At 38.4% G+C, this 15,861-nt stretch carries 17 protein-coding genes and 2 pseudogenes; 9 read left to right on the top strand and 10 right to left on the bottom strand.

Annotated elements, in window-relative coordinates; genetic code table 11:
- Positions 1–51 precede the first annotated feature (51 nt).
- Complete coding sequence (gene soxR / locus AC1M9I_RS06500; RefSeq protein WP_035265311.1) at positions 52–552, bottom strand: redox-sensitive transcriptional activator SoxR; 501 nt, start codon at positions 550–552, stop codon at positions 52–54.
- Positions 553–618: 66 nt separating this feature from the next.
- On the opposite strand from soxR, the gene AC1M9I_RS06495 reads away from it, so the two are divergent.
- From AC1M9I_RS06495 to AC1M9I_RS06480, 4 genes are all read left to right on the top strand, one after another.
- Complete coding sequence (locus tag AC1M9I_RS06495) at positions 619–1,071, top strand: RidA family protein (protein ID WP_481587565.1); 453 nt, start codon at positions 619–621, stop codon at positions 1,069–1,071.
- On the top strand, positions 1,064–2,266 hold the full coding sequence (locus AC1M9I_RS06490; protein WP_481595213.1) for an MFS transporter: 1,203 nt from the start codon (positions 1,064–1,066) through the stop codon (positions 2,264–2,266). Before AC1M9I_RS06495 ends, AC1M9I_RS06490 begins: the two co-directional genes overlap by 8 nt.
- Positions 2,267–2,419: 153 nt before the next feature.
- Positions 2,420–3,589, top strand: a complete 1,170-nt coding sequence (locus AC1M9I_RS06485) for a zinc-binding dehydrogenase (protein ID WP_092768291.1) — start codon at positions 2,420–2,422, stop codon at positions 3,587–3,589.
- A gap of 153 nt (positions 3,590–3,742) precedes the next feature.
- Entirely contained in the window at positions 3,743–4,234 is a 492-nt protein-coding gene (locus tag AC1M9I_RS06480; protein ID WP_481595212.1) for a GFA family protein, read from the top strand.
- Positions 4,235–4,296: 62 nt separating this feature from the next.
- Here the strand turns inward: AC1M9I_RS06480 and AC1M9I_RS06475 are convergent.
- From AC1M9I_RS06475 to AC1M9I_RS06465, 3 genes and pseudogenes are all read right to left on the bottom strand, one after another.
- Positions 4,297–5,227 (bottom strand): annotated as a pseudogene (locus AC1M9I_RS06475) (IS5 family transposase).
- Between the two features lie 104 nt (positions 5,228–5,331).
- Positions 5,332–5,694, bottom strand: a complete 363-nt coding sequence (locus tag AC1M9I_RS06470) for a hypothetical protein (protein ID WP_481610841.1) — start codon at positions 5,692–5,694, stop codon at positions 5,332–5,334.
- Positions 5,694–6,338, bottom strand: coding sequence for a hypothetical protein (locus AC1M9I_RS06465; RefSeq protein WP_481610840.1), 645 nt, complete (start codon positions 6,336–6,338; stop codon positions 5,694–5,696). Before AC1M9I_RS06465 ends, AC1M9I_RS06470 begins: the two co-directional genes overlap by 1 nt.
- Positions 6,339–6,618: 280 nt before the next feature.
- On the opposite strand from AC1M9I_RS06465, the gene AC1M9I_RS06460 reads away from it, so the two are divergent.
- Genes AC1M9I_RS06460 through AC1M9I_RS06450 form a run of 3 tightly spaced genes read left to right on the top strand, consistent with a single transcriptional unit; the run spans position 6,619 to position 7,496 of the window.
- Positions 6,619–7,014, top strand: a complete 396-nt coding sequence (locus AC1M9I_RS06460; RefSeq protein ID WP_481610839.1) for a transposase family protein — start codon at positions 6,619–6,621, stop codon at positions 7,012–7,014.
- Complete coding sequence (locus AC1M9I_RS06455) at positions 6,962–7,309, top strand: transposase (protein ID WP_481610838.1); 348 nt, start codon at positions 6,962–6,964, stop codon at positions 7,307–7,309. The genes AC1M9I_RS06460 and AC1M9I_RS06455 overlap by 53 nt, the downstream gene beginning before the upstream one ends.
- Positions 7,310–7,343: 34 nt before the next feature.
- Complete coding sequence (locus tag AC1M9I_RS06450) at positions 7,344–7,496, top strand: transposase (RefSeq protein WP_481591441.1); 153 nt, start codon at positions 7,344–7,346, stop codon at positions 7,494–7,496.
- A gap of 371 nt (positions 7,497–7,867) precedes the next feature.
- Here the strand turns inward: AC1M9I_RS06450 and AC1M9I_RS06445 are convergent, their stop codons facing one another.
- Complete coding sequence (locus AC1M9I_RS06445) at positions 7,868–8,338, bottom strand: hypothetical protein (RefSeq protein WP_481610837.1); 471 nt, start codon at positions 8,336–8,338, stop codon at positions 7,868–7,870.
- A gap of 11 nt (positions 8,339–8,349) precedes the next feature.
- Here AC1M9I_RS06445 and AC1M9I_RS06440 point away from each other — a divergent pair.
- A pseudogene (locus tag AC1M9I_RS06440) lies at positions 8,350–9,282 on the top strand (IS5 family transposase).
- Positions 9,283–9,458: 176 nt separating this feature from the next.
- Positions 9,459–10,469, top strand: coding sequence for a tRNA dihydrouridine(20/20a) synthase DusA (dusA, locus tag AC1M9I_RS06435; protein WP_481610836.1), 1,011 nt, complete (start codon positions 9,459–9,461; stop codon positions 10,467–10,469).
- Positions 10,470–10,524: 55 nt separating this feature from the next.
- Here dusA and AC1M9I_RS06430 read toward each other — a convergent pair whose 3' ends face one another.
- The 5 genes from AC1M9I_RS06430 to AC1M9I_RS06410 form a co-directional block, all read right to left on the bottom strand.
- Positions 10,525–11,298: a tRNA threonylcarbamoyladenosine dehydratase gene (locus AC1M9I_RS06430; protein ID WP_481593314.1), complete on the bottom strand. Its 774-nt coding sequence runs from the start codon at positions 11,296–11,298 to the stop codon at positions 10,525–10,527.
- Between the two features lie 67 nt (positions 11,299–11,365).
- Positions 11,366–12,199 carry a TatD family hydrolase gene (locus AC1M9I_RS06425; protein ID WP_481590402.1) on the bottom strand — a complete coding sequence of 278 codons (834 nt, stop codon included), beginning with the start codon at positions 12,197–12,199 and terminating at the stop codon, positions 11,366–11,368.
- A 7-nt stretch (positions 12,200–12,206) separates the two neighbouring features.
- Complete coding sequence (locus AC1M9I_RS06420) at positions 12,207–13,154, bottom strand: RsiV family protein (protein WP_035265380.1); 948 nt, start codon at positions 13,152–13,154, stop codon at positions 12,207–12,209.
- A 130-nt stretch (positions 13,155–13,284) separates the two neighbouring features.
- Complete coding sequence (locus AC1M9I_RS06415) at positions 13,285–14,109, bottom strand: hypothetical protein (RefSeq protein ID WP_481593312.1); 825 nt, start codon at positions 14,107–14,109, stop codon at positions 13,285–13,287.
- Positions 14,110–14,192: 83 nt separating this feature from the next.
- The gene (locus tag AC1M9I_RS06410) at positions 14,193–15,785 is read right to left on the bottom strand and encodes a peptide chain release factor 3 (protein WP_035265298.1); all 1,593 of its coding nucleotides are present in this window, start codon (positions 15,783–15,785) and stop codon (positions 14,193–14,195) included.
- Between the last annotated feature and the right edge of the window lie 76 nt (positions 15,786–15,861).

Genomic DNA, 15,861 nt, shown 5'->3' with positions numbered 1-15,861 from the left:
ACAACATTAACCTCACAGTTCAAATTTCAAAATAATACTTCACGATGAAACTTAGTCTTCATAGTGAATTTCTATTTTCCCTTGATCATCGTCAAATTTAATGTCGAGTGGAACAAAGTGGGAACCCGACGATGTAGACCCCATTTGATCATTTTCATTTCTTAGTGGGCATTCAGTTAAAGATAAGCACCCACAACCAATGCACCAATCCAGTTGTTGACGAAGTTGAAGCATATTTAAGATTTTTTGATCTAAAATTTTTTGCCATGCACTCGATAATGCGGTCCAATCTGATTTAGTCGCGGTTTTATTCTTAGGGAGTATGTTAAATGCTTGCTTCACTTCAGAGAGTGAAATCCCAACCTGCTGTGCCACTTTGATGATGGCAATCCTTCTCAGCATATATCGTGGATATCGCCGTTGATTTCCTTCCGTCCGCACACTCCAAATAAGAGCTTTGTCTTCATAAAATCTGAGTGCTGCGACCGATACACCACTTCGAGCAGCTAACGCGCCTATACTGAGCCACTGTTGTAATTTTTGTTCTTCCATGCTCTTGACCTCAAGTTAAGTTGAGCTTTCATAATTCTTTTCTAAGCTTAATCCAGAGAAGATAGAATGACAAAACCAAATAAGCCACCATTTAGTTTAACAACTAAAAATCCACCTCAGCTTTATTCCCCAAGGCAATTTGGATATAGCCACATCTGTGAGGTCAAACACTTCAACACAGTCGTTCATATATCAGGTCAAGGTGGTGAAAATGCCGAAGGACATTATTCCACTGATTATTCAGAACAACTCAACCAAGTCTTCGAAAATCTCAAAATCGCTCTCAGCTATGCACATATCGACTTTTATAACATTGCTGTTCTAAGCGTATTGATTGTCAATTTTGACCAACAAAAACATCACCTGTTAAATCTGAAAATGAATACAATATGGAAAGATCAAAATTTCCCAGCATGCACACTAATCCCTGTGTCTCGCTTGGCATTAGACGCCATGCAAATTGAAATCGAAGCCACAGCTTACTGCTCCTCATCCACTGAGCCATTTATTCATGTATAACGATCTTGACGATTTAAATAAAAAAGACATCACGAATGACACTGCTTTACTTTGGTTGATGGCCATTGCTTGTGGTATTTGTGCAGGCGCTAATTATTATTCGCAGCCCTTAATTCACTCTGTTCAACTTTACTTTAATGCCCCTGCAACAGATGTGGCATTAACTGTTACTTTGGCTCAAGTCTCTTATGCTGTCGGACTACTTTTTATCGTACCACTTGGTGATATTCTCAATAAAACGAAATTAATCCCATTTTTAATGTTCTTTGCAGCAGTGGGATTATTTATTTGTGCTTTTTCGCTCAACCTTTATATGTTATGGGCTGGCACAATTATCACTGGGCTTTTCTCGGTTGCAGCACAAATTTTGATTCCGTTTGCCACGATGGCGGTTCGACCAGAACGAACAGGCGAAGTTGTCGGGTTACTGATGAGCGGATTATTGGTGGGTATTTTGATTTCGACCAGTTTAGCTGGCTTGTTATCCAACTTATTTAATTGGCAGCTCATTTATATCGTCAGTGGAATTTTGATGTTAATGGTCGCTGTAGTACTCAATATCCGTCTGCCTTATATTCCTAGCTCTAAAATTAGTTATTTTGCTGTGTTTAAATCCATGGGGCTGCTACTCAAAGAAGAGCCTCGTTTAATTTATCGCTCTATCATTGGTGCCTTTGCATTTGCAACGATGAGCATCCTCTTCTCGACCATTTCTATTTTACTTAAATCCTCTTTTTCTCTTGAAGATGTCATGGTGGGTTTAGTCACTTTGGTTGGCGTATTTGGCGCCTTGTCCACCAAGAAAATTGGTAAGATCGCCGATCGTGGTTACGTCAAACAAATCACTTGGTTTGGCATTTTAATCCTAGGTAGCGCATGGATATTCCTTTATTTAGGTGCATTCTATTTAAGTTGCTATATCATCGGTTTTGGACTGATGAATCTCGGGCTAGCATTGGTGCATAGTAGCAACCAGAATGTGATTTTTAATTTAAGACCGGATGCTAAATCTCGTGTAAATTCACTTTATATGACCAGCTATTTTATTGGTGGCGCAAGTGGTTCCGCGCTAGGAATTTATGCTTGGGATCATGGTGGATGGGCAATGGCGTGTATCGTAGGATTAATTCTGGTCAGTTGTACGGCACTATTCACACTAGTGGATCAACGTTATCATCGAGCCCAACTCAGCTAGCTCATAAAATATGCATGTTAAGCCTCTATAAATGGAGGCTTTTTCAATAATTTAGCCTCTGCAGTCATCATTCAGTCCTCTAAAGCTGTGTATCTCTTGTGCGTAATCACACACACTGTTCACTATCATTATAAAAAATATTCGTGGACAAGAATGAAAGCTGTTGTATGTCATCAAAATGAATTAACACTTGAAGATGTCAGCCATCTAACACCATCACAAGGACAAACTTTATTAGAAGTTGTGCGATGTGGTATTTGTGGCAGTGATTTACATATGCAACATAGTTGTGACCACATGCATGAACTTACGGCTAAAGTGGGTCTAAAAGGTGTTGCAAAGTCAACAGACCGTTTTGTCATGGGGCATGAATTTTGCGGTCGTGTTCTAGATTATGGTCCTAAAACTAGAAAAAAATTTAAAATAGATACCTTAGTTTGTGCGATGCCACTATTGAAAGTTGATCAGTGGTGTTATCAAGCGACTGGTCTTTCCCCTCAAGCTTCTGGTGGTTATGCCGAACAAATCTTGGTGCAATCTCAACTCATGTTTGCGGTGCCAAATGGATTACATCCCGATCTTGCGGCAATGACCGAGCCAATGGCGGTTGCTTTACATGCAGTACGTCGGAGCAGAATAAAGAAATCAGAACCTGCAATTGTTATTGGTTGTGGTCCAGTAGGCTTAGGTGTCATTTTAATGCTCAAAGCGATTGGTGTTAAAAAAATTATTGCCAGTGACTTTTCACCAAATCGCCGCCGGCTGGCTCAACTTTGTGGCGCAGATGTCGTCATTGATCCTAAACAATCATCGCCTTTTGAGAGTTGGAAAGAATACGGTTTATTGGGTGATGCTTCTGAAGCGATTAACTATGGGATCGGTATTTTTGAAAAGATTCAGTCTATGCATATTCCATGGTGGCATGCGTGGCGTGTGGCTGACAAATTAGGTGCTTTACCCAAACGTCCTGTGATTTTTGAATGTGTCGGGATGCCAGGCATCCTTCAACAGATTATTAACGGTGCGCCATTATTTTCTAAAATTATCGGTGTGGGTGTATGTATGCAATCCGACAGCATCGAACCCGCTTTGGCTTTAAACAAAGAAATCGAAATCCAGTTTGTGATTGGTTATACGCCACTGGAGTTCAGAGACGCGCTCCATATGATCGCTGAAGGTCAAATTGATTGTTCTCCTCTGATAACGGGCGTTGTAGGTCTTGCAGGAGTTAAAGATGCTTTTCAGGCCTTAGGTGATCCTGAACAACACGCTAAAATTTTGGTCGACCCCAAAAAGATCGGATCTGATATCAGTGCACTTTAGATATTCTTTAGGTTCTATACGATATCAGTGCTCATGGAATTTTAACTAGAAGATTCAGACTTCATCAGATTCCCTCATTCATCCTGCATGATACTCAATCGAACTTTAAATTTTTAATTTCATCTATGAATAGATCTTAAATAAGGAAGTTTTATGTCAAATTTAAATCACATGCCTTTCAATGTTGAAGCAAGTTGTTCTTGTGGCGCAAATACTTTTCGCTTTTCTCATGCACCCATCGCACATTTTATTTGTCACTGCCAAGTTTGCCAAGAATATACAGGTAAGGCTTTTTCAGATGTTTTGGTATTTCTAAAACAAGATGTTTGTGATTTGAATATTGAACAGACTATTTTTAAACGTTTGAAGTCACCACCCAATATCCGTCGTGGGATATGCAAACAATGTCATTCCCCTTCTATTGAATTTGGAATATTAGATCAGTTGGTATTTATTCCTAAATGGAACTTAAAAGACTTCTCGCAAGTTCCCCCTGAAAATATGCATATTTTTTACCATCGTCGTGTGCAAGATGTAGCTGATGATTTGCCAAAATATAATGGTTTTATCCAGAGTCAAACTCAAGCAGCTAAGTTTATTTTAACAGGGCTTAAAGAGCGAATATTCTCTTTAAATGAACATTAAAGTTTAGATTGGCTTTGTTGCACAAAGATTTGAAAGGCAAAGCGCCCCTAATTGAGCCAAATTTAAGGCGTAACTTGGGTAAGTGGTCGACCTAATTCCGTAAATCTGTTGAGGACTGCTACACGTGCATGAACCTCATTGACTTGGCTATCAAAGCTCCTTGCACTGAGTTTATCTCCTAATAATTTGATGCAGTGCATTTTAGTCTCAACCAAACTTCGGCGATGATAGCCTGACCATTTTTTCCATAGTGTCCTACCTAAACGTTTAACTGTTCGAAGTAATTCATTTCGCTCTAGCGCGCTGCTCTTTGTATCTTTCCATGGTTTCGCATTTTTTCTAGGTGGAATCACCGCATGCGCTTGCCGATCTGCAATGGCCTGACGGCATTACTTGGTGTCATAAGCTCCATCGGTATAAACAGAGTCAATCAGCTCATCTTGTGGAATCTGATCAAGTAAATCACCAAGTACCTGTGAATCACTGATATTATTGGTTGTGAGCTGAATAGCACGTATTTGAAGAGTTTCAGCATCTATAGCAATATGTAGCATACGCCATTGGCGACGATATTCAGGTCCATGTCTTGCGTTTCCATTCGCCCTCACCTAGAAACTTCAAGCCTGTAGAGTCCATGAGTAGATGCAGCCCATAGCTACTTTTTTGGTAGCTGATTGCAATATCAATATACTTTTGTCTTCTACAAAGCGTACTGTAATCTGGCGCTGTCCAATTTAATCCGCAAAGTTTAATCAGACTTTGCACAAAGCCAGTGACCATACGTAAAGACAGATGGAATAAGGATTTAATCATTAAGCAGCATTGGATGGCTGCGTCGGAGTAGGTTTGATTTCGTCCTTGTTTGCCTTTTGATGGAGCATACCATTGCGTAGTAGGATCAAACCAAATGGCAATATTTCCGCGATTAATGAGTGCTCGGTTATATGCGGACCAATTGGTTGTGCGGTAGATTTTGTGTGTAGGCTTCTTCATTTGAAAATTATATGGCTGAAGAAGCCCTTAAGAATAGCTTTGTGCAACAAAGCCTTATTCATATAAAAAGATTTATATAACAAAGCCAAAACTTCTGATAATATTTAAATTAATATTGAAAATATCCAACCGCCTATAACATTGATATAAGAAAAAAAATACCATCTAATTTTAAGTAGATTTAATTCAAATAAAAAACTAAATATCCAAAAAAATATATTTAAAGCAAAACATATACAAAAATAAGTGAGAATTAATGTTAGTTCCCCAAAAAAAGAACTCTGATAGTGATCAAACAACAAGTCAATACTGAGTACAAATGGAAGCGAGCCAATTACAATATTCCAGTTCAATATCTTTTCTCTTTTCTCTTTTAATTGCCAACCAAAGAGAGTCAATGTAGCCTGAAAAATAAAAAAATATGCCAAAATGAGTAAAAAGTCTCCTGGGTTTTTAAAACCGCTCATCATTTTGAAACCCCACATTTGGCTTCATAGCCCATATCCACACATCCTTTATCTATTCGATCTTGGACATTTAAAATATTCTCGATTTTTGCTTTACCTTGCATAATTAATCTTAATGGAGGTACTAATTTAGAAACATATTTTTCATGAATAGATTGTAATGCAACCTGTTCATCTACCAAACGCTGGATACTCCATTGCTTTAAATCTATTGTTTGGTAATTTTGATAAACATTTTTAAAGTCTTCATACCCTAATTTCATAATGGCATCACCTGCTTCAGATCTCCATTGTGATAATGTTGTTTGCGTACCGTATTCATTTTTAAACGCAGCAAGCACGGTCTGCAATGTACGATCATATTCCGCTCCCAAATTAAACATCAATCCAGATAAATCGTTTCTTGAAACTTGTTCTGCGGCAAGGAACCACTTCGCTCCTGTTTTTAGGTACATTGCACTAAAAAAATCAGCCCTTGTATCTATATCATTGGCTGCTTTATAAAATGAATCAGGATTTTCGATAATTTTAGAAAGTATGAAATCTCTTGTACGTATCTGATCTATTTTTAATTTATTTAGTGCCGTTGATGTTGTTGGAGCTTTAGAATACCAAAAGTCGCTACTAGAATAGTCTAAAGCCACTGTACTTGTCGCACGTCTTCTTGAACTAATTTATCTTCCTGTGCAGCAAAAATAGGCGAAGCAAATGAAGCACATGAAGCACATGAAGCAAGTAGAATTATTTTATACATTTAGTGTTTTTTGTGTTAAATAAATCACAAATTTAGGTTATTTTGAGTTTTTTATCAAGTATTATGTTATAAAAACTTAACAATAGATCTCTTTCATAAATCAAAAAACGATCTATCACTTGCTGACTATGTGTACCGAATAATTTTAAATATTCATGCATAATTTTCGAATGAAATACATCGACTCCAAGAAGCTTTCTGAAACACAGTTTAAGCGATATACAGGCATCTCATGGTCAACCTTTGATTTAATGGCTGAACAGCTAAAAATGCTTGTACCCGCTAAAGGTAGACCATCTAAGTTAAGTGTAGAAGATCAAATCCTTCTGTGCTTAAGTTATTGGCGTGAATATCGAACATTGTTTCATGTCGCAACGAGTTATGGTGTGTCAGAGCCTACTGCTTCAAGAATCGTCCGCCACGTAGAGGATTGCTTGATCAAGTCCAATCTATTTAATTTACCCAAGAGCTTGCCTGAAGGCGAAGGTATCGACTGGAATGTGGTGATCGTAGATGCCACAGAAATTCCAATACAAAGACCTAAAAAAACAGAAGAAAAGCTATAGTGGCAAGAAGAAGGCACATACTTTCAAAGTACAAGCCATCATCCACTATAAGACTCAGCAAATTCTGAGTTTATGCACGAGTCGTGGTGCAGTACATGATTTCGAGCTCTTCAAACGCAACCTGAAAAAAATTCCTAAAGGGTCTTTTATCCTTGCAGATAAAGGCTATCAAGGGATTTATACGGTGTATCCAAATAGTCTATTGCCATTAAAAGCAAAAAAGCAAAAAAGCAAAAAAGCAAAAAAGCAAAAAAGCAAAAAAGCAAAAAAGCAAAAAAGCAAAAAAGCACTGTAAACTAGAACCTGAGCTAAAAGTTTACAATCAAGAAATCAATAAAAGAAGAATTGGGATTGAGCATGTATTTGGGACTTTGAAGACCTTCAAAATCCTTGCTGAGCGATATCGCAACCGTGGCAAAAGATTGGGATTAAGATTCAGTTTAATCGCAGGGATTTATAATTTAGAACTGAGTAAAAAATGATTTATGAAAGAACCCTAATATTGAAAATATCCAACCGCCTATAACATTGATATAAGAAAAAAAATACCATCTAATTTTAAGTAGATTTAATTCAAATAAAAAACTAAATATCCAAAAAAATGTATTTAAAGCAAAACATATACAAAAATAAGTGAGAATTAATGTTAGTTCCCCAAAAAATGAACTCTGATAGTGATCAAACAACAATTCAATACTGAGTACAAATGGAAGCGATCCAATTACAATGTTCCAGTTCAATATCTTTTCTCTTTTCTCTTTTAATTGCCAACCAAAGAGAGTCAATGTAGCCTGAAAAATAAAAAAATATGCCAAAATGAGTAAAAAGTCTCCTGGGTTTTTAAAACCACTCATCATTTTGAAACCCCACATTTGGCTTCATAGCCCATATCCCCACATCCTTTATCTATTCGATCTTGGACATTTAAAATATTCTCGATTTTCGCTTTACCTTGCATAATTAATCTTAATGGAGGTGCTAATTTAGAAACATATTTTTCATGAATAGATTGTAATGCAACCTGTTCATCTACCAAGCGCTGGATACTCCATTGTTTTAAATCTATTGTTTGGTAATTTTGATAAACATTTTTAAAGTCTTCATACCCTAATTTCATAATGGCATCACCTGCTTCATATCTCCATTGTGATAATGTTGTTTGCGTACCGTATTCATTTTTAAACGCAGCAAGCACGGTCTGCAAGGTACGATCATATTCCGCTCCCAACTTAAACATCAATCCAGATAAATCGTTTCTTGAAACTTGTTCTGCTACAAGGAGGCTTTGTTGCAAAAAGCTATTCTTAAGGGCTTCTTCAGCCATATAATTTTCAAATGAAGAAGCTTACACACAAAATCTACCGCACAACCAATTGGCCCGCATATAACCGAGCACTCATTAATCGCGGAAATATTGCCATTTGGTTTGATCCTACTACGCAATTGTATGCTCTATCAAAAGGCAAACAAGGACGAAATCAAACCTCCTCCGACGCAGCCATCCAATGCTGCTTAATGATTAAATCCTTATTTCGTCTGTCTTTACGTATGGTCACTGGCTTTGTGCAAAGTCTGATTAAACTTTGCGGATTAAATTGGACAGCGCCAGATTAAAGTACGCTTTGTAAAAGACAAAAGTATATTGATATTGCAATCAGCTACCAAAAAAGTAGCTATGGGCTGCATCTACTCATGGACTCTACAGGCTTGAAGTTTCTAGGTGAGGGCGAATGGAAACGCAAGAAACATGGACCTGAATATCGTGGCCAATGGCGTAAGCTACATATTGCTATAGATGCTAAAACCCTACAAATACGTGCTATTCAGCTCACAACCAATAATATCAGTGATTCGCAGGTACTAGGTGATTTACTTGATCAGATTCCACAAGATGAGCAGATTGACTCTGTTTATACCGATGGAGCTTATGACACCAAGCAATGCCGTCAGGCCATTGCAGATCGGCAAGCGCATGCGGTGATTCCACCTAGAAAAAATGCGAAACCATGGAAAGATACAAAGAGCAGCTCGCTAGAGCGAAATGAATTACTTCGAACAGTTAAACGTTTAGGTAGGACACTATGGAAAAAATGGTCAGGCTATCATCGCCGAAGTTTGGTTGAGACTAAAATGCACTGCATCAAATTATTAGGAGATAAACTCAGTGCAAGGAGCTTTGATAGCCAAGTCAATGAGGTTCATACACGTGTAGCAGTCCTCAACAGATTTACGGAATTAGGTCGACCACTTACCCAAGTTACGCCTTAAATTTGGCTCAATTAGGGGCTCTTTGCCTTTCAAATCTTTGTGCAACAAAGCCTTTAAAAATTAGAGATTCATTAACCTTTAAAAGCAGTATTCTTTAACACCTCCCTCAATGAACCATTTTTTAAATTATGGTAAGATGCCGAGCTTTTCACGATTTACTCAATCTAGGTTTCACCATGTCTTATATCCAATCCTTACAGCCTCGAATTTCCGTCGCCCCAATGATGGATTGGACGACCCGTGATTACCGCTTTTTTGCACGTCTATTCAATCCAAATATCATCATGTACACCGAGATGGTAACCACAGGCGCAATTTTATTTGGCGATGCAGCCCGTCATTTAGATTACAGCAAAGAAGAACACCCTATTGTGTTACAGCTTGGTGGATCAAATCCTAAAGACCTCGCAACCTGCTCTAAAATGGCTCAAGATTGGGGCTATGATGAAATCAATTTGAATGTTGGTTGTCCTAGTGATCGCGTTCAAAACAATAAAATTGGTGCTTGCCTCATGGCTGAGCCTGAGCTGGTTGCTGAATGTATTGCTGAAATGCAAAATGCAGTTGATATTCCCGTCACGATAAAACACCGAATCGGCATCGATGATATGCAATCTTATGAGGAGATGCTGCATTTTGTCGATACCGTTGCAAAAACGGGATGTCAAAATTTTATCGTGCATGCACGCATTGCTTTACTACAAGGTTTGTCACCGAAAGAAAATCGGGACATTCCGCCTTTACGTTATGAAGATGTTTATCGCTTAAAGCAAGATCGCCCAGAACTATTGATCGAAATCAACGGTGGGATCAAAACATTTGCTGAAACTCAACAACACTTACAGCATGTGGATGGTGTCATGATTGGTCGCGAGGCTTATCACAATCCTTATCTACTGGCTGAACTAGGACAATTATGGAGTTTGTCAGCACCTGATCGTTTTGAGATCATGCAGGAGATGATGCCATATATTGCAAAACGTTTAGCTGATGGTGCGCCACTTTCAGTGATTACACGTCATATTTTAGGCTTATTTCAAAACCTTCCTGGTGCACGAAAATGGCGACAAGCCCTGAGTGGGGGTAACGCGAAAACATTAAAAGATATTGAAAATGCCTTAATCGGTATGCAACAAGCCATTCAAAGACATGCTGAACAAGAAAGCTTAAAAATCAATGCTGAATAAACCAATTTCATCATTAAAAAGGTCTCTTGATAGAGACCTTTTTTGATAATCACTTTTAGGCTTGTTTTGCTTGAATCGAATCTAATCGTTTTAACACTTCAGCCACTGCTACCATTGCAAAACTTGATGTCACCACCACGGCTGAACCATAACCACCACATCTTAACCCAGCACTCGCACAAATATCAGCATTCGAAAAAGGATTATCCACCGAATAAATACAGGTGATACCGAACTTCTCTTTCGGCTTTTTACAGATACCTTTTGAGCGTAACTGACTTCTTAATTTTGCCAGCATCGGGTCGTATTCTGTTTTTGACAAATCTGCGACCCGAATTTTGAGTGGATCTAATTTACCACCAGCACCACCAGATACAATCAAAGGGACTTTATTGAAACGACAATGTAGCATCAATGCGAGTTTTGCTTTGACATCATCAATGCAATCCAACACAACATCTGGATTTGAACTCAAAATCTCCGTTACATTTTCAGGCGTTAGATAATCATCAATTAAATTGATTTTTATACGTGGATTAATTTGGCGACAACGCTCTGCCATCACTTCAATTTTTTCATGACCTAATGTTGATGTCATCGCAGGTAACTGACGATTAATATTTGACGCTGCAACAGAATCCATATCAACTAGTGTTAACTCGCCCAAACCTGTTCTAGCCAAAGCTTCGACAGCCCAAGAGCCAACACCGCCAATACCAATCACCATGACATGACTGTTTTCATAATGCTGAAAATTTTCTTCACCATAAATTTTGGCTACACCCGTAAAACGGCGTTCATATTCATCATCATGAACTAAGTCAGTCATATTGCTCTAACACTATTTGGAAAAGGCGTATTTTAGCAAAACTTCGGAGGAATAGAGAGTTTTGAACTCACGACAATTTCAGTTCATTTTTTAGGTTGAGTGCAGACACACTATTCTCCCAAACACGTTGCGCAATGTCTTCGACTTTTGTATTTAAACTATGTGCCAAACCTTCTAAAACATAAATTAAATTCTGTGGGGTATTACGGGTACGGTGTTCAGTTGAAGCTTGACAACATAATGGCGTCATATCAGGACAGTCTGTTTCAATGACCAGATGTTCAATACCAACATACTGAACTGTTTGGTGTAATTTTTTAGCATTGGGATTGGTAATCTGTCCCGTGACCCCTAACTTAAATCCAAGTTGAATAAATGCCTTCGCTTCTTCTATCCCTCCACTGAATGCGTGGGCGATACCACCGTGAACAAATTGCTTTGCTTTTAACAGCCTTAATGCTTCAGCATGAGATTTACGAATATGTAACAGCACAGGAAGCTTAAATTGTTGAGCCAAATCGACTTGTTGCGCAAAAAAATCCTGTTGCTTAGCGAAAACTTCCGACTGCTTATGTTGCTTGAGAAAAGTATCTAAACCAATTTCTCCAACGGCGATGCATTGTTGTACTTCAAGAATTTTTTTTAGATCGTCTAGATGATGAGGCTGATGTTGTTCGATATAAAAAGGATGTAGACCAGGAGCGAGATAACTCCTCGGTGCCTGATCTAAACCATTTAACCAATGGTGTGTTTCAATCAATGTATGAAAGCGTTGGTGTTGAAACCCAATCAGTACAAGGGCATCCACTCCCTTCTGTTTAGCCTGATACGCAAGTTGCTCACGATCGAAGTCAAAATCTTCTACATCAAAGTGCGTATGCGTATCAAACAAACGTGGCATGGACATGTTATTTTGCTTCACCTGCAGCTTGAGGTACAGCAACTTGAACCGAAGGATGAACAGCCTCCAGCATTTCAGGTTTAATCACACCCTGTAGCTTTTCATAAGGAATCGTAAGTCTTGGCAAACCCACCACATAAGGACCAATTTCATATTCACCGTATTGAAGAATTAAACCCTTCTTACCCAAATAATAATTATCAGTGAGTTTAAATTTCCAAGCCTCTTCATACTCTTCAACGTTATCTGCTAACTGCGAATCTATGACCCATTTTTTAAATTCATCATGGGCCAATTGATTTAATTTATTCTTTTGGTCTTTCACTAAAATTTGATCTAGTGACACTTGTTTCTGCTGTTTCAAATCAAAATTAAAGTAAGTTTGTGAAGAAGAACCATGTGCACCTCCTAAATAGTTACTCGTATTCAATACGACGGTTGCAAGTGGTCCTTGTGAATTTAAAATTTTAGGACTAATACTCAAACTAATTTGATGTCCAACCCCCAAGTGCTTTAACTCTTTATCTAAACCCACAAAGTTATCAATATAGGGCTGAATCTGCTCTGCAAGTAACTGCGCTGCAGTTTTATATTCAACAACTTCACTTGCGGCTTGAGTATCTTTGTCTTTAGGCAGCGTCTGCTCAGGTTCGAACAACTCTAGCGTTTCTTGTAAATTTTTGATAATCGCTTGATCAATTAAGCCATCTAACACAAATTGATTCGTTCTCAATCGATCAATTGAAATTTCTGGACAATTGTTACCATCACATTCTACCAACCGAACAGGCACTTTTTCAGTTTCACCCTGAAGCACGAGTATCTGAACTTCCGATGCTGCTTGAGTTTGAGTGTCAGGTGACTCTTTAGGCCCGTCCCCTTTTGGCTGACATGCGCTCAGCGTAATTGCGGCAGTAAGTACAGATACAGTCCAAACTATTTTATTTTTTAACATCTCACAACCTTGAGGAGAAACGGTCATTTATCATTGATTTAAGCCTAACCCGATGAAATTGATAGCTCAAGCTTCGTTTGTATGGGTTTAACTGCAATTGTATATGCTACATTACAATATTTGTAATATTTCAAAACATCTTTTGAAAGATCTGCGGTACAACCACCTGCTTGGTTTGAGCATGATTCAAATAGATATCCAATTGCTCACCACCTTTGACAATTTCGTTCGCACGAATATGAACACCAATCCCTTCACCATCAAAGAACCATTCCTGATTTTGCCAGCTGAGATTCACTGGAGCGATACTTCTCACTTCACCACTCTGGGCCTTTAACCATTTTTGATAGGACACTTGAAGTATTCTTTCAAAATCATTTATTTGGTTCTTTTGAATCACATCCTGCAACTGTAAAACTTTTTTCTGCTTTCGATCCAATACCATAAAGTAACCACGATCTTTAACGATCACTTCAGCTTGTTTTGTGTTAACAATGAATTGGATCAACACATATTGATTTCGTTGGGTGGCGACTTGCGTCAGTATATCCAACTCATAAGGCTGATTCAGTGAAAACTCCTTCATCCATGATTCAGAGCGACTTATATAGGTTTCGATGGATTGATCCAAACTCAATTGTTCTTTTTCATTAATTTGATCTTGAATCACAAAAGCCAAATGGTTGTTAAGTTGTTGATTGACCCACTGATCTGCGGTTTTTAAACTTAAAATTTCAATTTTTTCACAGACCGATTTTGTGCAATTTTCGCTCTTTATTTCAACTTGAAACGCGTCATCATTTAAGTCTGGTAACACATCAGCGTTTTTAACTTGGGCAGACTGCCCTGACTTTTGTGTCTTAGACTCTGGTTGTTTTTCACAAGATGCCATCCCAATGACTAAGGTAGCAAGAAGAATACGCAATCGTTTTTTTTGTAAGTTTAGAGTAATCACAAAAATCAACCAAAATTAAATCATTGGTTATTCTGATACAAAAACAGCTTCACGAGGAAGCTGTTTTACATTTTCAAGCAAAATTAATGTTCACGTGTATTACGGAAAACAATATCAGGATAACGCTCTTGCATTAATTGTAAATTGACACGGCTAGGTGCTAAGTACGTTAAATGCCCACCACCATCAACTGAAAGTTGGTCATGTGCTTTTTTCTTAAATTCGTTAAATTTTTTCTCATCTGGACATGAAACCCAACGAACAGTGTTAATGCTCACAGGCTCGTAAATACAATCTACTTTGTATTCTTCTTTTAAACGATAAGCTACAACTTCGAATTGAAGAACACCCACAGCACCCACAATAAGATCATTACTGTTTTGTGGCATAAATACCTGAGTTGCACCTTCCTCTGAAAGCTCTTTTAAACCTTTTTGGAGTTGCTTCGATTTCAAAGGATCTTTTAAACGAACACGGCGGAACATTTCAGGAGCGAAGTGAGGAATACCTGTGAATTGCAAGTTTTCACCCGAAGTGAAAGTATCGCCAATTTGAATCGTACCATGGTTATGTAAACCAATAATGTCACCTGGCCATGCCTCTTCTAAATGCTGACGATCACCCGCCAAGAAAGTTAATGCATCTGAAATACGCACATCTTTCCCAATACGTACATGCTTCATTTTCAAGCCTTTTTCATATTTGCCTGAGCAGATACGCATGAAAGCAATACGATCGCGGTGTTTAGGGTCCATATTGGCTTGAATTTTAAAGACAAAACCAGAGAAACCCTCTTCAGTCGCTTCAACTTTACGATCTTGGGTAGGATGTGCTTTTGGTGGTGGTGCATATTCACTAAATGCATTTAAGACATGGTCTACACCAAAGTTACCCAACGCTGTACCAAACAATACTGGAGTTTGACGCCCTGCTAAGAATTCTTCACGATCAAGCGGTTCATTTGCCATTTGAACTAATTCTAGTGACTCTTCAAATGCAGCCCAAGCTAATTCACCGACTTTTTCACGAAGGTCAGCATGGTCATAACCGTCACGAATTTCGATATCTGTAATGGTTGAACCAAAACCTGCTTTATAGACATAGAATTTTTCTTCGATCAGATTAAAAACACCCGCGAAGTCACGGCCTGTACCTAAAGGCCAAGTTAAAGGTACGCATTTAATCTTAAGTACGTTTTCAATTTCGTCGAGTAGTTCAAGTGGCTCGCGAATTTCACGGTCCATTTTGTTAACGAAAGAAATAATCGGTGTGTCACGCATACGACACACGTCCATCAATTTAATCGTACGATCTTCGACACCTTTCGCACCATCAATCACCATCAACGCTGAGTCTACGGCTGTAAGGGTACGATATGTATCTTCAGAGAAATCTTCATGCCCCGGTGTATCGAGCAGGTTGATCATTTTGTCTTTATAAGGGAACTGCATCACAGAGGTCGTGATCGAGATACCACGCTCTTTTTCCATTTCCATCCAATCTGATGTCGCAGCACGGTCAGATTTACGGCTTTTTACCATACCTGCAACTTGGATCGCTTGCCCCCACAACAATAACTTTTCCGTCATTGTGGTTTTACCCGCATCGGGGTGGGAAATAATGGCAAATGTACGTCGCTGAGCAACTTGCTCCGCTAACTCTTGCTTAAAGCTCATGAATAACACCTACTGCAGACATGCAGTTTAGAAGATCAAAAAAGATCAAAATAAAAATTGGCGATATTGTAGCAGA

It is taken from the genome of Acinetobacter sp. ANC_7553 (assembly GCF_056779895.1).
Note: the sequence above shows the minus strand (reverse complement) of the source record. Positions and strands in the feature narration are given on the sequence as shown.